Genomic DNA, 23337 nt, shown 5'->3' on the forward strand with positions numbered 1-23337 from the left:
ATTTTATTTGAGCCTAGCCTTCAGTTGGTTAATGGCTTCTGGCGGCGCCACTTTGCTCAATGATGAGATACACTGTTCAAATGCTTTTGGCACACCCGGTATATGGCTGTTTCGCGCCAACACCTCACACTGTGCATACAAATGTTGAGGGTTTCGGCTAAATTGATAAGCCTTGTGTAATGACTGGCTCGCCGCAAGTACATCTGACTTTTCCAATGCCAAGCCATACACATACCAATATTGCGGATCCGTCTGTGCAGTTTCAGCCGCTTGTTTTAGATAACGCGTTGCTTGATCATAGTCTTTTACCCTTAGCAAAGCTAAACCTGCGCTGTATGGCAACACACGCGATTTTGGTTGCGCCTGAATGCCTTGCTTCAAGGTAACAAGAGCTTTAGATTCATCACCTAGTGCCCGGTAGAGGTCAGCCAGATTGGCGTAGCTGTTCTCGAAATATGGCTCGATTTCGATAGCGCCTAAGTAGTATTCAATGGCTTGTTCGTGCTTCCCTAAATCTCGGTAAACATTACCCAGATTGGTTCTTCCAAAACCTCTGTCACCATTAAAGCGCTGAATCTCAATGTACTCTTCCAATGCAGGCTTGATTTGGTCTTTCTGTAGCGGATTCATTTCTCCCCAATAACGGACTAGCGCGCCAGCTGTTTCTGAACGAATAGACAATACTGGGTCAGTAAGCAGTGGTTCTAGAATCTGCCAGCGGTCGGTAAACGGGAAACCAGATGAACCTTGTACAACGCCCAAACGAATCATCTCATCGTCGTGTTTTACTGCCCTTGCCAATGAAATGAGAGTGTTCTTACCCGTGTTACCAGACAAGCGCTCCAAGCTTGATGCTCGAATAATATTACTTAAGCTAGAATCCTGAGCCGAATACGCCAGTGCATCTTCCGCGCCTCTGTGCCCTATTGAGTCCGCGTAAAAAGCCACAGCGAAATGCTGTTGGTTTCGATATTTAGAATCAGGGAACCATTGACCGATTTGCTTATCGGCCCATTGATCGGTTTTGTCTTCATGGCAGCTGGTACACACGTTCGGCGTTTTAATATGTTGGCTAATATCTGGACGCGGCACATGCCAGCTATGATCACGCCTAGGATCGACCTCCATATACGTCGTTTCAGGCATGTGGCAAGTGGTACATTTTGAAGCTTCTGTGTTTGCCTCATGGAAAGTGTGTTTTTCTGGTGTGTATTCGAATGCAATATGGCACTGGCTACATACCGCTTCTTCCGCAATTTTCAGCTCAGCGGTATGGGGATCGTGACAGTTAGTGCAAGTGACGCCTTTCTCAGCCATCGCTGACTGTAGGAATGAACCGTACACGTAGTCCTCATCATAGATTTGACCATCGTGATGATAGAGTTCCGGGCTAATTAAGCTCAAACGGTATTTATCAAAAAACGAGCCATTGATGTGATCCGCCGTCTCATTCAGTTGTGTGCGTCGGCTATGGCACTGAGCACAGGTTTGAACTTGGTTGGTATGAATGATGTCTTTCGGTTGAAGGGTGGAATTGCCCTCTTGGTAAACCCACTCTTTAACCGACTTAGACAAATCGCGGTCAAAACCATAATGCGCCGTGAGTTGAACGCTTTTACCACCGTTAGCTTTAGCAGAATGTGCAGCTTGCTTTGCTTGCTCAACGTGCTCACTCGCAGGGCCATGACACGCCTCACAACCAACGTTAATCTCGGACCAAGTGGTGTTATAGGTGTTGCTTGCCATGTCATAGTTCTTTTCTAAGTTTGTTGAATGGCAATCGGCACACATGAAGTTCCAGTTCTGTCCGGTATTTGTCCAGTAAAACTCATCGGTGTTGGTGGTATCCGGATAGAGGTGAAACCAACGTTGTCCTCCCTCACTCTTGGTGCGAGAGTCCCAAGCAAAAGGAATGAGCTGAACACGGCCGTCTTCGAACTCAACCATATATTGCTGAAGTGGTTCAAAAGCAAAGGTATAACTGATTTTGTAATCTTTGAATTGACCATCTGGCCCTTCAATGTTGACCCAGAACTCATCACCTTTGCGATAAAAACGATTTGGCTTACCTTGATGCGTGATGGTTTGGTTATCAAAATCACCTAAAACGGAATCATCTTTGGCGTGCTTCATCGCCATGTCATGATGAGAGCCCTGCCAAGCTTCGACTTCTGCGCTGTGGCAATCAATACAAGCCTCTGAGCCTATGTACGTGGCTGACGAACCGCTTTCCTTAGATTTAGACACGGCTTTAGTAGCTTTATCACTGACAGGCGACGCTTGTTCACTCGCGCAAACATTGAAGCTCAATATCGTGATAATCGCGGATAATACTGCAACTCGCTGGTGTTTCAATCCGTTCACTAGTGAGCACAACAATGCAGACATAACATTCCTTGTTTTATACATCCTTATGCTTAATAAGGTAGACGCAAAAACAGCTAATTTACAATTATTTAGTGACCATGAGCTCGATTGTTGTGATTCATATTCAGGACATGTGGCTGCTCACCACTGCACCCATAAAAAAGAGCTCCGAAGAGCTCTTTTCATACAGTTGGTATATCCAAACCGTCGATTACTTGTTATGGGACTCCTGAAGTTTCTCCATAACCTGATCCAAACTAAAGCTCGCCGCTTTTTGACGTGGTGGATATTCAGCGAATGTTTCTAGGAACTTGCCCACATAGGCTTGTGCTGGAACGAACATGTACGCGTGGTCAAGTAACCAGTCGTAGTATGTGTTCGATGTGATATCAGCATTTTCGTATGGGTCCATTCTAAGGTTAAACAACTTAGGAAGACGCAAGGTCACAAACGGTTCAGCCCAAATTTGCATAGTACCCGTCGCTCGTTGCTCCATGAATACCGCTTTCCATTGGTTATAACGAAGTGCCGCTAAATCACCATCATCTGTGAAGTAGAAGATTTCGTGACGACGACCTTTTTCTTCTTCACCCGTTAGGTAAGGAAGGAAGTTATAACCATCTAGGTGAAGCTTAAAGGTTTTGTCACCCGCGGTATGACCTTTGAGTAGCTTCTCTTTGATCTGATCATCACCCGCTGCAGCAAGGAATGTTGGCATCCAGTCCATATGATGCATGATTTCGTTAGAGACAGTTCCAGGTTCAATTTTACCTGGCCAACGAACCATTGCGGGTACACGATATGCCCCTTCCCAGTTGGTATTTTTCTCACCTCGGAATGGCGTTGTACCTGCATCTGGCCATGAGTTCATGTGTGGACCATTATCCGTAGAGTAGAAAACAATGGTGTTGTCTTTGATGCCTAGATCATCCACTTGTTTTAGTAGCTGACCAACATGTCTATCGTGCTCAACCATACCATCGGCATAGTTACTAATGCCTGTTACACCTTTACTGTCTGGCTGAACGTGTGTTCTAAAGTGCATACGCGTAGCGTTCCACCAAACGAAGAATGGTTTGTCGGCTTTCACTGCACGGTCCATAAAGTCGAGTGCCGCGTCTAGTGTTTCTTCATCGACCGTTTCCATACGCTTACGTGTTAAAGGACCAGTATCTTCAATCTTACCGTCAGCGAATGACTTGATCACGCCACGTGGACCGAATTTCTTACGAAACTCTGGGTCTTTAGGGTAATCTTCATTCTCTGGTTCTTCCTCAGCATTTAGGTGGTAAAGGTTGCCAAAAAATTCATCAAACCCGTGTGCTGTTGGAAGGAATTCATCTTTATCGCCCAAGTGGTTTTTACCAAATTGGCCTGTCATATAACCCATAGGCTTCAGTAGTTCTGCGATCGTAGCATCTTCTGCTTGAAGACCAATATCCGCACCAGGTAAGCCTACTTTACTTAAACCTGTTCGCAATACACTTTGACCAGTAATGAACGTAGAGCGACCTGCGGTACACGACTGCTCTGCGTAGTAATCGGTAAACATCATGCCTTCTTTAGCGATGCTATCAATATTTGGAGTTTGATAGCCCATTAAGCCAAAGGTGTAAGCACTAACATTAGATTGACCAATGTCATCACCCCAAATGACGAGAATATTTGGTTTTTCGGCGGCGAATGTGGTGGTAGAAGCCGCCATCATCGCTGTCCCCAAAATCGCTAATCGACGCTTGACGCCATATTTCGCTGTCATAGAAACCTCTTCGTAAGTTATTTGCATCCTGCCCTACAACGTATAGTTCATTTTTTGCACATGCGCGAGATTCGGTAAGCTATTAATCTTTTTGTCATTTTTATAAGACACGGATACAAAACTTACTGGTTTAATTTGCATCTACAAACTTGATAGGGATCACACATGTAAACTAAGTGTTTATTAGAACCATCAACTGAAACTCCAATTAATCAATAAGTTAACCCCACATCATAACGATTGGTTATAAACACTATAAAAGGACGGAACACGATTTTGGGAATAACATTTGTCCATCGATGTGTTGTTCTAACGCATTAATCTTAAAAGTGAATCGGAGTCCTTATGGGTACTAAAATTAATAAACTAGCATTAGGTGTTGGCTTATTAGCAGCTTCTTCAGCAGCGACAGCAGCAGAAAAACCAAATATTCTGGCTATCTGGGGTGATGACATTGGTGTATTCAACATCAGTGCATATAACAACGGTATGATGGGTTACGAAACACCTAACATCGACCGTATTGCTAACGAAGGCGCACTATTTACTGACCACTACGGTCAACAATCGTGTACAGCTGGTCGTGCTGCATTCCTAACAGGTCAAGAACCTTTCCGTACAGGCCTACTTACCATTGGTATGCCAGGTTCTGATCACGGTATCCCAGACTGGGCTCCAACTATCGCTGACCTTCTTAAAGAACAGGGCTACATGACAGCTCAGTTCGGTAAGAACCACATGGGTGACCAAGACAAACACCTTCCTACGAACCACGGTTTTGATGAGTTCTTCGGTAACCTTTACCACCTGAATGCAGAAGAAGAGCCAGAGACATACTACTACCCTAAAGATCCTGAGTTCCGTAAGAACTTCGGTCCACGTGGTGTAATCAAGTCTACTGCTGACGGTAAGATCGAAGATACAGGTCCTATGACGCGTAAACGTATGGAGCACGCGGATGAAGAGTTCCTAGAAGAATCTCTAGCGTTTATGGAAAAAGCAGTGAAAGCTGACAAACCATTCTTTATCTGGCACAACACAACGCGTATGCACGTGTGGACTCGTCTACAAGAAAAATACCAAGGTAAATCTGGTATCAGCATCTACGCTGACGGCATGCTAGAGCACGATGACCAAGTTGGTATCCTTCTAGACAAGCTTGATGAGCTTAAAATCGCAGACAACACGATCGTGATCTACTCTACCGATAACGGTGCAGAGACAGTATCTTGGCCTGATGGTGGTGCAACTTACTTCCACGGTGAGAAAGGTACAACTTACGAAGGTGGTATGCGTGTTCCTCAGCTAGTTCGCTGGCCTGGCGTAATCAAACCGGGTAGCAAGATCAACGATATCATGGCTCACCAAGACTGGATCCCTACTCTTCTAGCGGCAGCTGGTGATGATAAAGTGGTTGAGAAGCTAGCGTCTGACAAAGGTGCTACATACAACGGTAAAAACTGGCGTGTACACCTAGATGGTTACAACTTCATGCCTTACTTCGAAGGTAAAGAAGAGAAAGGTCCTCGTGACAGCCTTCTTTACTTCTCAGCGAACGCAGAGCTAAACGCGGTACGTTGGAATGACTTCAAGATCTCATTCGCAGTTATGGACGGTAACATTACCGATGCTGTACGTTTCCAACCAAACTGGCCACAAGTAGTACACCTACGTGCTGACCCATTCGAAAAAGCACCACACGAATCTGGCATGTACCTACGCTGGATGGCAGACAACATGTGGTTATTCGTACCAGTTGGCGGCAAAGTACAAGAATTCATGCAAACGCTACCTGATTACCCAATGCAGAACAGCCAAGTATTGAACCCAGGCAACTTCAACCAAAACGCTTACATGCTGCAAGGCAAACTTAAGCAACTTGAAGCGGCAGCAGCTCAAGCTAAATAAGCAAACCTGAACCATGTATTTTGAGTTGAATAACTAAATTAAATACATAGTCAAATACAAAGCCGTGGTGACTCAAAGAAGTTTCCACGGCTTTTCTGTATCTATCAGCCAATGTTCCTATCCCTGCTCCTTATCTTGCAACATTAGATTTATGAAACTAGATTTATAAAAGAACCCTTATGATTCGCAAGGTAAATAAGGGATAATTCAGACGGATCCTGAATTGATTTAATGGATTAAATTTAGATGGAACTGAGCTATGAAGACATCCTATTTGGCTGGAATAAGCATAACTGTTATTTGTGTTTCGATCGCTATACTGGTTTATGATGGTGCATCTTCAAATTCTCACTCTTCCTTTGAACACAAAGAGCATCACCCTGCTGATTCTTCTCACTCGGATTCGCACGCAAGCGACACGCATAAAACCCGTCAACTCACGACCTCTAATATCAAAGTCTTTCCAATTCCTAACGCCACTGAAATCGATCACGATCTGGCGAAAATTGGCTGGGTACTCTTCAAAGACCCAAATCTTTCCTCTAATCGAAGCGTCAGTTGCGAAACCTGCCACAGCCTTCAAACCAACGGTGCTGAGGTGATTCCTGTATCAATAGGGGTAAATGGTGCCGGAATGCGCAACTCTCTTACGGTCTTCAACGCGGTTTTCAATTACCGATTCTTTTGGGACGGCAGGGTAAACAACCTTTCAGATCAGATAGACGGACCAGTACATAATGTGGACGAAATGGACTCGAACTGGGCGCTTATCACCGATTATGTATCTAAGTCACCCACCTACATTGACCTATTTAAAAGCCAAAAAATGGCAATTGATACCGCCTCCGTTAAAGCCGCGCTCATTGAGTTTATGCGAGGCTTAACCACACCCGACTCCCCTTTTGACCGATATTTACGTGGCGATACTGCCGCACTCTCCGCTGCTGAAAAACGTGGCTGGGAAACATTTCAAGAAGAAGGATGTATTCGTTGTCACCAAGGCACCAATATTGGTGGAGGCATGGTGATGCGTTTTGGTTACTTCGGATTATCAAAAACAGGCTCTGAGCGAAGTGAAGACCAAGGTCGCTTTATGTTTACTCAGCAACCACAAGACAAGCATCTGTTTCGTGTCGCGAGCTTGAGAAACGTCGCGATTACGGCGCCTTATTTCCATGACGGTCAAACCGAAACCCTAGAAGAGGCCATTAAAATAATGGGTGAAAGTCAGCTTGGTAAAACGTTTGAAGAACAAACAATCAGTGACATCAAGGTGTTTCTCGAGACACTCACTGGGCAACGCCCCGAAATACTAGTGGAGTTTGAAAATGAATAAGATCAGGCTCATCTTTTTGCTTTTTGTCACGCTATTTATCAGCTTAATCAGCTTTATCATACTGACCAACTCGGAGTATGAGAGGGTTACCGAATATGGGGAACCTATTCGTGAACTAGGCCACGAAGTTTTAGAGATGCGTGATCATATTACCAATGCAGCACTTACTGGTACTTCCGACCCTTACCAAATGTCCGAAGATTTAGTGATCCTAGAAAAAGAATTACAACAGCTAAGAGAGATCTATCAAGGCAAGAATATCCACTCTGCGTTCTTTAAAGACTTACCGACAGCGCAATTATTGGAGCGTTTTTATAACGCCTCAATGTCGAATTTAGACACACTCGATAAACTAGTTGGTTTAAGCGTCGCTCGTCAGTTTATTCTGCAATCTTTAACTCAACAACTCACAAAGAGCAGTTCAACTCGCACCGCGGTGAACAACGCAGATATCGAAATTCAAAGTGAGCTTCTTGCAAGCATATTGGTTGGAGGAATCAGGCATCAGAATTCTGGTATCAACTCTGAGTTAGCGAACCTATATAAAACGTTTACTGAACTCAACCAACAACAGAGTCAGCTACTCTCACAAGTACTTTCAGCGCACAGTATGGAGTACATTGAACACATTGAGCATCGGTTTACTGACTTGCAAGACCAGCTTAAAGGCGTGATCGTTAAGCTTATTATCGTGCTAGCTTTTCTGACTTTAGTCTTTTCGTTCGCCATATTTATCTTGAGAGTTTTTGAATTAAAAAGGAATAACCTTTCTTATCAAGAGGCAGCAAACAGAGCACAAAAAGCGAGTGAGGCAAAATCATTGTTCCTCGCGACAATGAGTCACGAACTAAGAACCCCTATGAACGGCGTATTAGGTATTGCACAAATCATCAAAGAAGATTCTCAAAGTGCCGATACTCGGAAACAGGCACAAATCATCATCGACTCAGGGCAGCACCTTGTCACCATTCTGAATGACATTCTCGATTTTTCTAAAGTTGAGCAAGGTAAAATGGAGCTCGAACTGAGTCCATTTTCCGTAACCGACGTTGTCACACACCTAGACAAAACGCTAACGCCGCTCGCCACCGATAAAGGGATATCTTTTGTTATTAAGGATAATATCCCAACCAATATTCAACTGCTTGGCGACTCAGCACGAACGCGCCAAATCTTATTTAATCTAGCCGGAAATGCCGTCAAGTTTACCGAGTCAGGTAAGGTCGAAGTCGAGTTCGAGATCGCCCCTACTACACCACCATCGGTCAACATTATGGTCTCCGACACGGGGATAGGTATTGCTGAAGACAAGGTTGACCACATCTTCACAGCGTTCGAGCAAGCAGAGCTCTCTACAACGCGTAAGTTCGGCGGAACGGGTTTAGGGTTATCAATAGTCAAACAACTGGTTGAATTGATGGGAGGAACCATTGATGTCTCCAGCCAACTGAATGTCGGTACTCGGTTTACTATTTCATTGCCATTAGAAATGCACGAACTAGCAAAACAAGCTACTGAACAAGCGTCCACCAGCATTAATAAAACGCTCAAAGACTTCACTGTGCTGCTCGTAGAGGACAATAAAATCAACGCCATGGTTATCAAGAAGTTCTGTGAGTCTATAAACATGACTGTTGAGAATGCCTATGACGGGCTGCAGGCACTCGATAAATTGGCTATAAACCAATATGACTTAATCATTATGGATAATCACATGCCGAACATGAGTGGTATCGAGGCGATTCAAAAGATCCGCAATGAACTTAAGTTAACCACGGTTATTTTTGCTTGTACTGCGGATGTATTTAAAGAGGCTCATGACGAGTTTCTTGTGTCAGGGGCGAACTTTGTCCTTACGAAACCATTGCAAAAAAACAGCTTACAAAATGCCATTAATGAGTTTCATCATCAGTTTGAGATAAACAGACACCAATCTGTTCATTCTCGCCAATCAACCGAAACGAGTAATAGCAATGTCACCATGCTGACACGCCCACCTAAGAACAAACTGCCTCTTACAGAAGAAGAAATATCTCGTAGCCCATTACTCGAAGGCGATAAGCTAGCAGGCAATGAAAAGCTGAAGTGTTTAAACAACTTAGTTGATGAATTAGAAAATGAAATTGATGAGCTAATCGCCCTCTTCTCGGATGATAAACCCGATGATTTATCGAGAACTTTAAAAGCCGTCATCACTATTGCATCTAAGCACGAGATGTATGAGGTACTTGAGCTCGCTATATCTGCAGCGCAAACCACAGAGCAGCACATCATGCCGGAAGCCGAACTACTGCAACAGCTCATCAATCGACTCATGGTAAACAGCCATCAAGCAACACGCTTAATACACAAACTCAACCAACAACGTAAAACGGGTTAACTGGGGTGTCATATGAAATTGAACCTACCTAGTATCGGTCCACATCTACTTTTGGCGGTGGGCGCTACGCTCATTTTTGTCGTCGACTATCACGTGCCATTAGGTATCGCGATGGCCGTACCTTACATTACGATAGTACTGCTCGCATCAACCACTAAAGAGCCATTTTCAGCCATTATGTGGGCGATTGTCTGTACCTTACTTACTCTCGTTGGATACTACGTTTCCGAGTCCGGTAGTGAGGCATGGTTTGTTATATTGAACCGGGTCATTACCATTTATGCGATTTGGGTGTGTGCTTTTGTTCCTATCTACATCACGCTTCAATCGCCTACTGATGCTGAGGTTCTTGATGATGACGTCACCCCACCAGATGCACTAAACCACTCTTACGCGGATAAGAAACGTACAGGTAACACGGTCAATAATTAGGCTTAGGTTAAGTTTCGGTGAATTTTGCCAAATCGAGACAAGGTAACTTGAAATACTTCGTTCTGCGTGAGATTGTAAAATATCTCACACCAATAACTGTATGATTATGAAAACATTACAATCCATTGCGCTACTTTCCACAATTATCGCAGCACCACAAGTGTTAGCTGATGTAAAAATTGAAGTTCCTTCTAGCGCAGATGCTCTAGTTGAAGTCTTAGCGGTTAATGAGGCTAAACCTGATCTTGAGGGTGGTTTTTTCTCTTCAAGCAAAACGATCACCGTGCCAGACGGTGTAAACCAAATCGTTTTCCAATATCAGCTCGCTTTTAGTCAAGGTAACGACCGTGAGTTTGTCGATAGTGACGCAATTATTGCTACTTTTGACGCTACAGACACAACGGTAACGTTCGACATGCCTAAGTTCCGCAACGCTAACGAAGCGAGAAAAGGCTTTCAGAACCTAGATTGGAAATTGGTTGATGAGAACCAAAATGCAATCAGTGTTAAGCAAGACAAATTAACCAAAGATGGTATGCAGATTGGCCGTAAATACCCTCAAGAAGCGAAAGAATACAACCGTACAGGTGGTATTGCCGCATTAACGACAGGTGCAACAGCCGCTGCAGTTGTTCAGCCAGTAACGCTACCAGCAAAAATTGATGGCAACGCGTCTAACACGGCCGAAGAAATGCTGTACTTCTGGTATGAAAAAGCCGACGCTGAAACCAAGCAAAAATTCAAAGAGTTCGTGAACAAGTAAATACTACTTGTTGATCGTCTTAATAAAAAAGCTGGCTTTAATAGCCAGCTTTTTTGTATCAACTTCAGGGAAACTACCTTTCCGTATTCGCCCTATTGGTGCGCGTTTGCACTATGCGTTCTCAGCAGAAAACACTTCCCCGTCGATTTTGATCGGCCATCCCATCAATTCATATTCAGCAGCCAGTAAATGTGCGCAACGGCTTGATACTCTCGTTTTTATCCACTCACCTATGCCACACACTTTGTATTCCAAAACAGCCATTTTCATAACAACACCATTTACTCAAAATTAAATTTATAAATATCAGGTAGAAGTTATCTATTCCAAGGGCTTATGTATGTTCTCAAAAGAACATTAGCCTATAGTTTACCTATAAAGTTGTAGGTATTTTGTTTTCAATCATTTAGCGTAAAGCATACGCTACTGGGATTTTATCTCCGCAACTGGATCACGCATCATTAGATTCATTGGTGAAATACGTTCGTATAGCCCTTCAACATCTGAGATAAATACTTTACCCCTTTGAATCTTGACCAAACCGTCCTGTTCTATTCCTTTCAACACTTCGTTCAAGCGTGAGCGAGAAATTCCAGTAATCGTACTCAATTGAGTTTGTGACACGTTAACACTCACGGTGGCTCCCGCTATGTTATTTTGGCGCGCAGCGAGCTCTAAAAGTACATAAATCGTTTTTTGTTCTTTTTCATGGATTGAGGAAAGGTATGCCTGCATCCAAATCGATTGTGCTCGGGTTCCGCAATGAAGCAGCCATTTGAATACCATGCACTGCTCTTCAGCCAGCTCTAGTACCTTTTCGGATGGGAAAAGTACCATGCTGACCGGTTCAACTTCTTCAGCAACCGCAAAAAGATTGTATTCAGCGTGAATCGACAAGGCCCCCATCCAATCACCTTTACCGATCACTCCTCCCGATAAGCTCTTCATATTTTCCGTCGAAAAGCAGATTCCCGCAGAGCCACTAAGAATATAGAAAACGCCAGGTAGGTTTTGAAACTTTTGTGTAATTTCCAAGCTTTGGATACCGGTTTTAAATACGGCAATCTCAAGTAAGCTATCGATGAGATCTTGTGGCAAATCACACGGCCACTGTATTTGTCTACCGATGGTTGGATCTAACAATGATTTATTCCTCCTCCAACAATCTCACACATGAAAATGTATCATTACATCTCTTTTAAATGTAGTTCATCATTGCCAACACAGAAGGTTTTATTCTAATAAAATCTTATATCTTAGTAGGTTAAGTGACCGGGATAGCTCGTAACCTCTGTGATAGCTAAGCATTAGCGTACGTGTTTTCGGGCAAATCCGATTCTCGATATGACTTACCACGTTACTCTGCATAACTAACACTTAAGTACAAAATATTCCTTAATCAGTGCATCATTCGAAGCTTTAGTTGACACGCTTAAGTTGTTGCCGTTATTTTGTTCGAAAATCACAAATGACGGTCAATATGAAAGATAGCCAATTCGATAACTTTGAAGAGCTCTTAGGTCACCAAACCGACACCTTGACCGCATGTCAGCCAAAAGATTTTGATAAGACGTTTGTGTCACTCGCTCAGCAGGCCCTTGCTTGGTTTAAGTTAGATCGGCTTACTCTGTTTCCAAACTCGATGATTCTTTTGGATACAGGGAAAAGCATGTCTGTCTCTCAAGTCGGAATGCCCCCACTCGAGATGGAGCGCTTTCTAAAAGGCAACTACCTTGAATATCTACAGCTTTTACGCTCTAAAGAGTGTTGGCAGCTATTTCCAGAGCAATCACTCGCAAACCACAAGATCGATCCGCTACGTGAACTCTATCAAGAAGGCGCTCATTGGCACGCTATCGTAAGCTTATCGTTATTTGGGCAACAATGGGGCGCTATCGGTTTCTCTAGGTTCAAGCGTTACGACACTCCGATTGAAGAGCGTGATTTGAAGCGAATCAAAATGCTGAGTGATGTTTGGCTCTGTTTTTGGCAACACTCAAAAATGACTCGTAGTGTGACAAGTGATGAAGCCAGTAATATCAATGAGAGTGAAAAACTCTTGTTACTTACAAAAAAACAATGCGCTGTACTTACGCAGTTGGCGCAAGGTTACACCGCTAAGCAATGTGCCGACATACTGTTTTTAAGCCCAAGAACGATCGAATCGCACAAATATCGAATGTTAGATATCCTCGAACTCGATAACCATACAGAGCTAATCCAGTTCGCACTTCGTAATGGCTTCGGAATTGATAATCCATAAGTGCTGGTTACCAACAAACAGTGCTCGTGCTAGTTAGTCAACACACCTCAACTCAGGACGAAAGTACAAAGCCCTCAAACTTCTGCAGTTTGAGGACTTTATGCTTTATGGCTTTATGGCTTTATGGCTTTATGGCGGTAATTTAATTCTTATTCAGATTATAAATTCAATCACCTAGAGCGAATTCAAGATGCTAGATATTCAGGCTTTATTCTCGACATCAGCAACATATCAATGTACTTGCCGTTTTTAAAGGTACTCAATCGCTTAGTCCCCTCTAACTGAAATCCTACGCGTTCGTACAAAGCAATCGCAGCGTGGTTATCGGCATGAACCTCTAACTCTAGGCGGATTAGGTTTAACCAATTGTCCGCCTGATTGATGGCTTCTTGCATCAAGGCTTTGCCAATTCCTTTTCCGTGAACATCCGGATGAATGGCAATACCAAGCCCTGCGCTGTGTCTGTCTCTCACCTTAGTCGTCATAAACAAGGTAATATGGCCCACAACTTTTTCAGCAGACTCTGCAACTAGAGTAAAATGATCGCAATGACCAAACAGCCGTTCCACTTGGTCAGAACTGAGATAAGGCTTTTGTGACGTGTTTTCTGAAACCGAAGGACGGCGATAAATATCGAATAAATCTTGGCTATCCGTTGCTTCTAAATGTCTAATTTTTATTTCCAAAGCGTTTCCTTACTATCTAATCTTTTTAACTGAACGACTTTCATCCTACGGATAGCAACGAGCACCTACAACCTTAAAGATTATAAGTGCTCGAAATAATTAAACAGATAATAAACTCAACAAAATCGGAACGTTATACAACGCCTTAGAATATCTAACCCTTAGAATTTATAGTCGATACCGACACTCGCGAGTACCTGTTCAGAATTATAGAAGTCGATATTGGAATCAATCGTTCTTAGACCAAGTAAGGTGATAAACGACCAATCTTCATAACCCATCAACCCACCAAACTCATACGCTAAGAAGGCACCGTACTCGTTCTCTTCACGAGTTTTTCCATAGATTGGATTGACTTCATCGTACTGACGGTCATTCGCATCTAACGTAACAACAAAACCGTGACGGCCAATTCGCTTAGCGTAGTTCAACTCAATACCGTAGCTATCAAAGCTGAGTGCACCGCCTTCAGCGTCTGAATTGAAATAAACCATAGAAGGCACTAACAAACCGGCCTGATTAGGCAATATAAAGCGATAACCTGCTTTAGCGTACAGGTAGGTTCTTTCCCTATCTAATAGCGCTATTTCTTCGCCAGTTAACCCCAGTAAGTTTTGTGTACCCGATAATTCATCATCCACATCAGATTCACCAATAGCGAAGTCTGTTTGGAAAGCAGTGCCACCGATGTTAGTCAGTTGAAGCCTCCCAACATTACCTTTCACGTCGGTTTCGTTTCGATTCACACCTACAGCATAAGGATCAGACCAAGCCTTACCGGAGATGAGTGTCGGTAACACGGAAACATCTAATATGGTGCCACCAGAGAGTTGTTGTCGATAACCTATTTCAAATGCAATGGTACCGGTCGCAATATCTTCTCGGGTAGTACCGGCATAAACTTGGTGAGTAAGGGATTCACCAAAGGTATATTTAACGGTTCCAAGAAAACCAAGTAAACCTTGATTCTCACCATCACCTTCCATGGTATTAGTTGCTTGATTTGAGTCTTGTTCGGTACTCAAATTACTGCTGTCAGAATAGAAACCAGCCAAGATACTAAAGTTACCACTAAAGCCCTCACTAGGAGCTAGTCCACTGTACGCAGGCATAGAAATAGCCGCGGAAAGTACTACAGGTAAAACAGACCTCATATTCACATCCATTAATTGAATAATCACCAATTAACTATAAGTAAAAAAGCGGAAGTTTAACAAATACTTAACTCATAATTTTTCATCATCTGCCCGCTTACCCTGCCAAAACTCTCGACACGAGAATTCAATAAGTTGATCTATCTCTTTTAGGCTTTCGTAGTACCTCTCGGAAATAACGGACAAACTCAAAGGACTACATATGTTGAATTATTTAAGCAAGACTCTGTCAGTACTGGTAGCAACACTTCTGTTCACCACTTTTGCACACGCAGCACACCACGGAGCGAAAAAAGACATCGTTGATGTAGCGGTTGATAATGGCTCTTTCACAACGTTAGTAGCGGCAGTAAAAGCAGCAGGATTAGTGGATACACTGAAAGGAGAAGGCCCGTTCACTGTTTTTGCACCAACAGATGAAGCGTTTGCCGCTCTACCGGAAGGCACAGTAGATATGTTATTGAAGCCGGAGAATAAAGACAAACTGGTCGCAATACTCACCTATCATGTGGTGCCAGGAAAAGTAATGGCTGAAGATGTGGTCAAACTAGATAGCGCAGTCACCGTCCAGGGTGAGCCAGTCGCAATTAGTACTGACCATGGTGTTGTAATGATCAACAAAGCTCACGTCGTAACAGCAGACGTTGAAGCGAGCAACGGTGTGATACATGTCATTGACGCTGTACTGTTACCTAAGTAAAGACAACCAATGGACATAAAAGATATTTAGGGGGTGTGACAATGTCACACCTCTTTTCTATTCGAACATTAGATTTTGGCTTACTACTTTAGATATTAAGTGAATATTAGGTTATACGAACAGTCGGCCGAATATCAGGAACGCGGCCATCGACACCACTTTGGTAAACACCACCACCCAAATACAATCACCAATACTCGAATGGGTTGCCTTCCCAAGTAGAAATACGAACAATATAAGCCCTAGAACCCACCCCACTGTCGGTATCATAGAGACTAAAGATACGATGATCGCTATCGTCAGAAGAGACTTAAAGTCCGCCACCACAAACGACATTTTAGATGCAATGTACATACAACATGCCGTGACTAGCGCATCCATAACAAATGCTAAAGCTTCGATTCCCACGTACTACCCTCACTCTTTTCAATCGAACCAAATAGTACATTGAAATTAAAGAGGAAATCTTTGGGGCAATTGTAAAAACATCATCAAGATCTGTCCTACAATTGAGATTTAGAAGAGATTTTCGATAATCATTTTCGAGATTTATTCTTTGGCATTCTCATATTTATGGCCGAATAAACAAAGGAATGAATTGATGACAAAAGAAAAAAATGAAATAACCACGACGAAGAGCGGAAACAACCCAGAGACCCCGGATTGCAAGGCTAACACTCCGATTGCAAAAGAAAAAATCGACACTAATGTATATATTTTTAATCTACTCACGTGACCCATGAACAACACTCCTTGTATTCATACAATCTTTAAGATTAGACAAATTGGCTAATACACAATTTGAACTCATCGACAATATCAGTAGATCAGCAAAATTTACCCTTAAAAAGGTTTAATAATCCTTTTAGGCCTGTTCCTCTTCACAATCTTCGCTCTTAACATAAACCTACTTATCGATAACCTTTTCCATCACGAAATTCGTAAGCGTTACTCCACGCATATCGACTTGCTGATCACTCACTACTTTAAAACCCATACGCTCATAAAATGGCCTCGCAGTGATACTTACCTCTGAGAAGTATCTTGATACCCCACGAATTTGCCCAATCGTGAACACATGCTCCATCAACGCTCGGCCCACACCTCGCCCCTGATGTTGGTGATGGCAAAAAAAATGGTCGACTAAACCACTCGGCTGTAAGTCAGTATAGCCAACAATATGACCATCTAACTCAGCGACAAATGGTTTTAACCCGTCCATACGCTTTTGCCACAACGCAAAGTCAAAACCACTTGGTGCCCAAGCCTCGACTTGCTCTTGAGAATAATCTCGTATGTTCACGTTGCGAACCGTGTAAAAAAAGATCTCCCATAGCGCTTTGGCATCACTTTCTTGATAATTTCGAATTCTAACCACACTCTCTTCCTTTGGTTGCTTTCAGATTCTAACTATTGGATTTGTTACTCTACAAACAGGCATCAGTTGATACATAGTTGCAATGGGACACTCACTAGCCACATTAAAGAATACGTGTCACTGATGGGTATTTTTCTGAAGCAAACTCATGATAAATATCCGCTAAATAACGCGCTAACTCTTCCTCTGCTAAATCAGAAGGGATAATCACATCATAAACTCGAGCTCGTATTGAAGTTTCCGACTCTCGATAAAGTAGCCACTCTTCGTTTTGTCTCTGTACCGACATTCTCTGATGAAAAACCTGAAATTTTAGCCACATACGCTCTTTCACCTCTATCCCAAAACTAACGATAAAACACCGCGAGCCATATCGTAACAGAGTCTTTGTCGGTCCCCTGAACCTTGTGCTTTTCACCGGCGGGAATATTGAGGTAGTCCCCTTTAGACAAAGTAACAATACGACCATCAGCAAATTCGATAACGCCTTGCCCCTCGAGCACCAGAACCCATTCATGCTCCTCTTGATCGTACCACCCCTCCTCAGGAGAACTGTGCCCATGTGAAAGTATCCTCTCTATCCGAATGTTGTCATTCGCTATCAAGTCATTAAATATTTCATTAGGTATCGACGAAGGGATATCCGTGTAGATATTTGACATAGCATTTCCTTGTTTTTTAGCCGCTCAAAGGTTGTGAGGTGTTAATGACACAACACACTAAGCAGCTACGTTCTTCCTGAAATAAAAACGGTAATAGCCAAGCAAGTTACTGACAATAAATAAGGCTTCCATAACAACCGCTGTTGGAGAGCCAACTAAGTAATTATGAACAAGCCAAAAACTGGTGCCGATGATCATTAGCTCTCGAAGTCGACGGTCATCCTTGTTAAAAGCAGCAAATGTTTGAAACATTGATGCACAGCAACTCAATACGCTAGTTAACCCTGAGAAGGTAAAGGCAGTGGCAACCACAGACAGAGAGCAAAACAGATATTTGAATTTAGGTGATGTGGAAAACACACTCGTTAAATAACGGATAGTGGCAATAATCATCAAGCATGCCGCAGTCCACTGCTCCAAAAGAATAAAGTGACTTGAAATCAGTACACCGGCAAAAAACAGGCAAGTTACAATCTTCTTACGCTCTTTAAACTGAAACGACAGAAGATCAAAGCAAATCGCAATGGCGACTAAAACTTGAGATAGATAAAAAGCAGACACAGTGATTCCTTCAACAATAACTTAGGTTTTAACGACCTCGCTACGATTCATCAGGCAACTCAATAGCCAGTAGCGCTCGTATGAACCCTCCATTTGTAACCTAAAAAAATGGGCTACACGATTATTTTTTGAATTACTGACTCGTTTTAGCGGCCTATGTGATATTCGTTCCTAAGTGATATCTAAACCTTCAAGCGCCCACTGATCACGGTTTTCGCAGAGCCAATCAACTTTATGCGTCCATTAGCCAGAAGTTCTGTCGAAATATAGCCTCCACGACGAGAAGCTTGGTATGCATTAAAACAATACTTGTTCAGTTTCTCAGACCAGTATTGCGTGAGAGCACAGTGCGCCGAGCCAGTTACTGGGTCTTCATTCGTGCCAACCCAAGGCGCGAAATAGCGGGAGATAAAATCAAGCTCAATATTGGATGAAAGCGCGGTCACCACAACACCTCTACCCTTCATCTTCTTGAGGGCATCAAAGTTGGGGGTTAGGTCTAAAACAACCTGCTCATTGGTCACCTCGATAAACGTTTTAGAGTCGAACTCCATGTATGACAACACTTGACTGTTCTCAATACCTAGATGTTCCAACAGCCTAGTATCAACCTCTACACTTGATAATTGAGTACCTGGGAAATCTAACTCGATGGACGAGTCACAAACTGTGGCAGTTAAATCACCAGATAAGGTCTGAAATACGATCCTGTCACTGGCTTTTACTAGTCCTTTTTCTTTCATCACATGAACCGTCGCCAAAGTGCCGTGCCCGCACAGCTGAACTTCTACTTCCGGCGTGAACCACTTGAGAGTCATAGATTCTAGCGCAAGGAAAGCCGTTTCTGGAACCGCCATCTCATCCGCAATAGAAAGCATTAATGCTTCATCCAACACGTGTTGAGAAATACAGACACCCGCAGGATTGCCTTTAAAAGCTTGGCTAGTGAATGAATCGACTTGATATATTTCTAAATCCACAATGTCTCCGACGATTGAAATGAATGACAACGTTCGACCACAATAAGCACAAACTCCTTGTGCCACAAGTCATTAGGCAAAATTTCTCAAGGGGTGACCGATAGAATAAGCCAATGATAAATAATGAGTTATCGAACAACAACATGATTTAGAAGAATGGACCCATTAAGCTTGCTCAGGAGCGTCTCCTCCTTTTTCAGCGCTTTGTTTTATCGCTTCTCACCGTCGCTCCATATCGCAAACCTAGCGATTGGGATAGCGCTAACTGACACCATGCTGATGGTTTTACTTCAAGTAAAACCTAGGCAATTGCGTGCGCAGCATAATGTTTAAGTAAAATTAGAGGCGTAAATTTGAAGCAGGTCTCAAATTTTGCGCTAGGATCTAGTTAAACAAAGAAGAGAAAGGAATCCGTCAGTGAAGGCATTTTATGTTTCAGTTCTCGTGTCCGCATCCTTTTCGCCTGGGTTAGTATTTGGTCAACAACATGAAATTTATCTCTACAATTGGGATGAGTTTTTATCCGAGAGCGTCATTGAAAAATTGAACGACACCTATGGCATTGCATTAAAACAGCAATACTTTTCAGACGAATCGATTCGTGATGAAGTCCTATTGAGCGAACGCCGCGGTGCCTTTGAATTGGTTGTGATCGAGAGTATGAAGCTCAAAGCGTTGGCTGAGCAAAACCTATTTCACAACCTCAGTGGCATGCAGCAATCTCTTGCAAACAACTTTGACTCTCGATGGGTTGATGGATGCGGCGACTATGGCATCCCTTATGCTTGGGGAACATCGGGCATATTGTACCGTAGCGATAAAGTCGACACTCCTAATTCATGGAAAGCCATATTGGATCCTGAAACCGAAAACAGTGGCCGAATTAGTATGTATTACGAGCCAACAGATCTAGTGAGTGCTGCACTTCTACTCAACCAATTCGAACCATTCACAAACAATGAGCAGGAGCTGAGAGTTGCCTACAAAACTTTGCAAACTCAAAAGCCCCACCTTGAGAGTAATGAATACGTCGTCGACTATATCCACCAGCCAGAAAGACTGGCCAATATAGACTTGGCTTACGGGTATTCTGGAGACAGTTACATATTGAATGAGGTCGATCCCGAAGCATCATGGGCCTATATCGTTCCTCAAGAAGGCACAACCCTTTGGTTGGAGTGCATCGCAGCGATTAACAACGGAGAACTATCAGAACAAGCATCAACGATACTCTCCTTTTTGTCACAACCCGAAATTGCAGCACAAAACGCAATGGACTCCTGGTTCGCCACACCAAACTCAAAAGCTAAGGCTTTGACCTCTCAAGAGTATCAAAACGACCCAGAGCTTTTCCCTAGCCAAGAAGTGCTAGAACGCAGCTATCTGTATCAGCCCCTTGAACCGAATAGCCTTCAAATTCGTAATCGTATTGTTGATAGTTTGAGATAAGAAATGCCTGTATTGAAGAAACTGTATTTTGTACTTATCCCAGCACTGCTACTCATATTCGCAGTCTCGGGATTCATTACCTACAACTTCGCCTCAAACCACACCAAGCACATGTACTTAGACGAAGTGCAGTCCGATGTTAATACCGCGCTGGTTGCGGCTGAATATGAGCAATTGGGGCTATCTTTGCTCGTCAAAGATATCAGTTCATCGTTACAATTCTTGCGTTACATTCAAAACCCTACTGACTATACAACCCTATCTCTTTTAGAAAAAAGAGTATTGCGAGTTCTCAATCAAAGCCATGTTAATCAGTTCGGTCAACGCAACATTTACATCATTGATCCAAAATTTAAACTCACACTATCGACATTACGAGTTGACCCTTTTGAAGACTTAAAGATGCCGGACAGTATCTACGAACGGGTCTTCGACATTTACACCTCATTGATCAACCAAACTGAACTATCCCAAGAGGGCTTTTCATACATATCGGTTAATGGTGGATTAAGATATGCCTATGTAGCCGCCATCGACCCTTACCTAGTTCCTCAAGATAAACGAGCCAACACAAGCTCAAACCGATACATCTTAATTGCAGACGGTCCGCTAAAGCAGCTCTCAAACTTGCTCATTAGCTATAATGACGACGACAACATGCAACTTTTGATTGAACCATCAAATGAAGCAGAAAACATTGAAAACACTCAGTTTATTATAAAGTCATTTGAACAGAATAAAGACAGTATTAACGTTCAAATGAACAGTCGTCACTTCCTTGCTCAAGTCAACATTCGAGAACAGAAATTTAACATGGAAAAAGCCATGATCGCTCAACACACCTTCTTAGGATTCCTAGCGACTTTGTCTTTTATCATGCTCATTGTTCATTTGGTAGTGCGTTACCAATTGGTGCGTCCGCTCAAAGACCTTCTCCACGAAATATCGATTGGAGGGCTCAAACTCAGATACTTTAAGCGTTCATCAGGACAAAGCGAGATTGACGGGCTAAAGAATGCATATATCGACTCACTGACAGAACTGAAATTTGAAGCTGAATTTGACCAACTAACTAAGTTGGCTAACCGCCGCTCATTCATTCGACATCTTGATGTGCGCCTAAAAAGCTCGATGAGTACACGCTGCTACTTAGTTTGCTGGGACATCATGGACTTTAGGAAGATTAACGACCTATACGGCGCAAAAGTCGGTGATAACGTGCTAATTAGCTTGGCGAAAGCACTTAGAGAAACGTTACAAAATCAACAGTCTTCCTTTGGCTTTAGTTGCAGTGATTATTCATTGGCAAGGCTGGGAGGCAATCAATTCATCGCCATACTAGAAATGGCTGAACACCAATCGATAAACGAAGAGGTCGAGAACATCAATAACGCCTTAACCGGCACAACCTTCCTTGATTACTATGGCTTTCGTTTAACTATCGCCACGGGTGTGCTCCCGGTTGACACCCCTAAATTTGAAGAGATCTGGCACCGTTGTATCGATGCAATGTTGCTAAATGCCAAGGCTCACAGTGACGGAGATAGTCGCATCGTTTATGGCGAAGAGCTCATCCATTCCTTAAAAAGACACGATATTATCGAGAAAAGGCTTTTAGAGTGCTGTGAGAGCGATAACTTTGAGCTACGCTTTATGCCCATATTTAATGCAAAGACATTAGAAATCGATGGTGCTGAATGTCTTATTCGTTGTCCTGCTCTCGCTGATATCAAAGCTGGACCAGACGAATTTGTAACAGTCGCAGAAAAAAGCAACTTGATATCGAAAATCGATATGTGGGTAATAGGAATGGCGATTAAAAGCTACAAAGAGCTTTCCGATATCCATAAATACAAAGGTACCTTATCTATCAATATCTCGGCGATGGAGCTCTATAACCGTAATTTCGCAGACAACATTCGCAAGGTAATAGAACGTTTTAAAGTGCCACCAGGCAATATCATCATTGAGATCACTGAGACCAGTTATGTGAAAAGCACCAAACTGACGGTGCAGACAATTGAGAGCATTCGAAGCCTGGGGCTAAAAGTGTCACTCGATGATTTTGGCACAGGTTACACAGCGTTTAATCAGTTGCTTCATTACCCTGTCGACGAACTTAAAATTGATAAGAGTTTTATCGATCATATCGTCGATGACAAAGCGGACCGTAAAATGGTGGAATCAATGGTTAATTTGGGACATTCCTGTAACACCTTGGTGGTCGGAGAAGGCGTTGAATGTATAGAGCAGTACCAGTACCTGCGCAAAACCAACTGTGACCTGATACAAGGCTATCTGTTTAGCCAGCCACTCACTTACACTGAGTTTATCGAGTTCATCCGCGACCACAAGCCGAATACCTTCCTAGAGCAATGTTCGATGCTTAACGAGATCAATGGAGACCGTATCGTGGCACTCAACCAGAAAAGCAATTAGTAAAACCAGAAAGAGAAAATAGGGCTTCTGACTTTACAGCCGCTCTATCTGGAGACCTAAGATAAAGAAATTTAGCTTTATCTCTAACCTTGTTCCGACACGGTTCTTACAAATCAGGGA

The 23337-nt window shown here is 43.0% G+C and carries 21 protein-coding genes; 9 read left to right on the forward strand and 12 right to left on the reverse strand.

Annotation, left to right across the window (positions count from 1 at the left end; translation table 11 throughout):
* Positions 1-3 precede the first annotated feature (3 nt).
* Both F0232_RS08790 and F0232_RS08795 read right to left on the reverse strand, forming a co-directional pair.
* Positions 4-2388 carry a multiheme c-type cytochrome gene (locus tag F0232_RS08790; RefSeq protein ID WP_105058108.1) on the reverse strand — a complete coding sequence of 795 codons (2385 nt, stop codon included), beginning with the start codon at positions 2386-2388 and terminating at the stop codon, positions 4-6.
* Between the two features lie 190 nt (positions 2389-2578).
* Positions 2579-4126, reverse strand: a complete 1548-nt coding sequence (locus F0232_RS08795) for an arylsulfatase (protein ID WP_061031049.1) — start codon at positions 4124-4126, stop codon at positions 2579-2581.
* Between the two features lie 345 nt (positions 4127-4471).
* On the opposite strand from F0232_RS08795, the gene F0232_RS08800 reads away from it, so the two are divergent.
* The 5 genes from F0232_RS08800 to F0232_RS08820 all read left to right on the forward strand — a co-directional run bounded on the left by F0232_RS08800 (position 4472) and on the right by F0232_RS08820 (position 10945).
* Positions 4472-6034, forward strand: coding sequence for an arylsulfatase (locus F0232_RS08800; RefSeq protein WP_061031050.1), 1563 nt, complete (start codon positions 4472-4474; stop codon positions 6032-6034).
* Positions 6035-6293: 259 nt separating this feature from the next.
* Positions 6294-7370 (forward strand): cytochrome-c peroxidase, encoded by a 1077-nt coding sequence (locus tag F0232_RS08805; protein WP_105058107.1) that lies wholly within the window; start codon positions 6294-6296, stop codon positions 7368-7370.
* Positions 7363-9750, forward strand: coding sequence for an ATP-binding protein (locus F0232_RS08810; protein WP_105058106.1), 2388 nt, complete (start codon positions 7363-7365; stop codon positions 9748-9750). Before F0232_RS08805 ends, F0232_RS08810 begins: the two co-directional genes overlap by 8 nt.
* A gap of 12 nt (positions 9751-9762) precedes the next feature.
* Complete coding sequence (locus tag F0232_RS08815; protein WP_105058105.1) at positions 9763-10182, forward strand: hypothetical protein; 420 nt, start codon at positions 9763-9765, stop codon at positions 10180-10182.
* A 106-nt stretch (positions 10183-10288) separates the two neighbouring features.
* Positions 10289-10945 carry a DUF2057 family protein gene (locus tag F0232_RS08820; protein ID WP_061031054.1) on the forward strand — a complete coding sequence of 219 codons (657 nt, stop codon included), beginning with the start codon at positions 10289-10291 and terminating at the stop codon, positions 10943-10945.
* 111 nt (positions 10946-11056) lie between these two features.
* Here the strand turns inward: F0232_RS08820 and F0232_RS08825 are convergent, their stop codons facing one another.
* Together F0232_RS08825 and F0232_RS08830 are read right to left on the reverse strand one after the other, a co-directional pair.
* Positions 11057-11215: a hypothetical protein gene (locus F0232_RS08825; protein ID WP_171750743.1), complete on the reverse strand. Its 159-nt coding sequence runs from the start codon at positions 11213-11215 to the stop codon at positions 11057-11059.
* Positions 11216-11368: 153 nt separating this feature from the next.
* Complete coding sequence (locus F0232_RS08830; protein ID WP_061031055.1) at positions 11369-12088, reverse strand: Crp/Fnr family transcriptional regulator; 720 nt, start codon at positions 12086-12088, stop codon at positions 11369-11371.
* A 337-nt stretch (positions 12089-12425) separates the two neighbouring features.
* Here F0232_RS08830 and F0232_RS08835 point away from each other — a divergent pair, with 337 nt between their 5' ends.
* Positions 12426-13208, forward strand: a complete 783-nt coding sequence (locus F0232_RS08835) for a LuxR C-terminal-related transcriptional regulator (RefSeq protein ID WP_061031056.1) — start codon at positions 12426-12428, stop codon at positions 13206-13208.
* Between the two features lie 185 nt (positions 13209-13393).
* Here F0232_RS08835 and F0232_RS08840 read toward each other — a convergent pair whose 3' ends face one another.
* Complete coding sequence (locus F0232_RS08840; protein ID WP_105058104.1) at positions 13394-13894, reverse strand: GNAT family N-acetyltransferase; 501 nt, start codon at positions 13892-13894, stop codon at positions 13394-13396.
* A 161-nt stretch (positions 13895-14055) separates the two neighbouring features.
* Positions 14056-15048 (reverse strand): DUF2860 family protein, encoded by a 993-nt coding sequence (locus tag F0232_RS08845; protein ID WP_105058103.1) that lies wholly within the window; start codon positions 15046-15048, stop codon positions 14056-14058.
* Positions 15049-15250: 202 nt separating this feature from the next.
* Here F0232_RS08845 and F0232_RS08850 point away from each other — a divergent pair, with 202 nt between their 5' ends.
* Positions 15251-15748, forward strand: coding sequence for a fasciclin domain-containing protein (locus tag F0232_RS08850; RefSeq protein WP_061031059.1), 498 nt, complete (start codon positions 15251-15253; stop codon positions 15746-15748).
* Between the two features lie 111 nt (positions 15749-15859).
* On the opposite strand, the gene F0232_RS08855 is transcribed toward F0232_RS08850, so the two are convergent.
* The 6 genes from F0232_RS08855 to F0232_RS08880 form a co-directional block, all read right to left on the reverse strand.
* Positions 15860-16156, reverse strand: coding sequence for a hypothetical protein (locus tag F0232_RS08855; protein WP_086713803.1), 297 nt, complete (start codon positions 16154-16156; stop codon positions 15860-15862).
* Positions 16157-16655: 499 nt separating this feature from the next.
* Positions 16656-17126 carry a GNAT family N-acetyltransferase gene (locus F0232_RS08860; RefSeq protein WP_061031061.1) on the reverse strand — a complete coding sequence of 157 codons (471 nt, stop codon included), beginning with the start codon at positions 17124-17126 and terminating at the stop codon, positions 16656-16658.
* Between the two features lie 103 nt (positions 17127-17229).
* Positions 17230-17448: a hypothetical protein gene (locus F0232_RS08865; protein WP_061031062.1), complete on the reverse strand. Its 219-nt coding sequence runs from the start codon at positions 17446-17448 to the stop codon at positions 17230-17232.
* Positions 17449-17473: 25 nt separating this feature from the next.
* The gene (locus tag F0232_RS08870) at positions 17474-17788 is read right to left on the reverse strand and encodes a cupin domain-containing protein (protein ID WP_061031063.1); all 315 of its coding nucleotides are present in this window, start codon (positions 17786-17788) and stop codon (positions 17474-17476) included.
* Between the two features lie 57 nt (positions 17789-17845).
* Complete coding sequence (locus F0232_RS08875) at positions 17846-18349, reverse strand: YgjV family protein (RefSeq protein ID WP_105058101.1); 504 nt, start codon at positions 18347-18349, stop codon at positions 17846-17848.
* Positions 18350-18531: 182 nt separating this feature from the next.
* Entirely contained in the window at positions 18532-19329 is a 798-nt protein-coding gene (locus F0232_RS08880; RefSeq protein ID WP_061031065.1) for a PhzF family phenazine biosynthesis protein, read from the reverse strand.
* 417 nt (positions 19330-19746) lie between these two features.
* Between F0232_RS08880 and F0232_RS08885 the strand changes: the two genes are divergently transcribed.
* Together F0232_RS08885 and F0232_RS08890 are read left to right on the forward strand one after the other, a co-directional pair.
* Positions 19747-20778, forward strand: a complete 1032-nt coding sequence (locus tag F0232_RS08885) for a PotD/PotF family extracellular solute-binding protein (RefSeq protein ID WP_061031066.1) — start codon at positions 19747-19749, stop codon at positions 20776-20778.
* A 3-nt stretch (positions 20779-20781) separates the two neighbouring features.
* Positions 20782-23217: a bifunctional diguanylate cyclase/phosphodiesterase gene (locus F0232_RS08890; RefSeq protein ID WP_105058100.1), complete on the forward strand. Its 2436-nt coding sequence runs from the start codon at positions 20782-20784 to the stop codon at positions 23215-23217.
* The last annotated feature ends 120 nt before the right edge of the window (positions 23218-23337 follow it).

This window comes from Vibrio sp. T3Y01 (genome assembly GCF_013114525.1).
GTDB lineage: Bacteria > Pseudomonadota > Gammaproteobacteria > Enterobacterales > Vibrionaceae > Vibrio > Vibrio chagasii_B.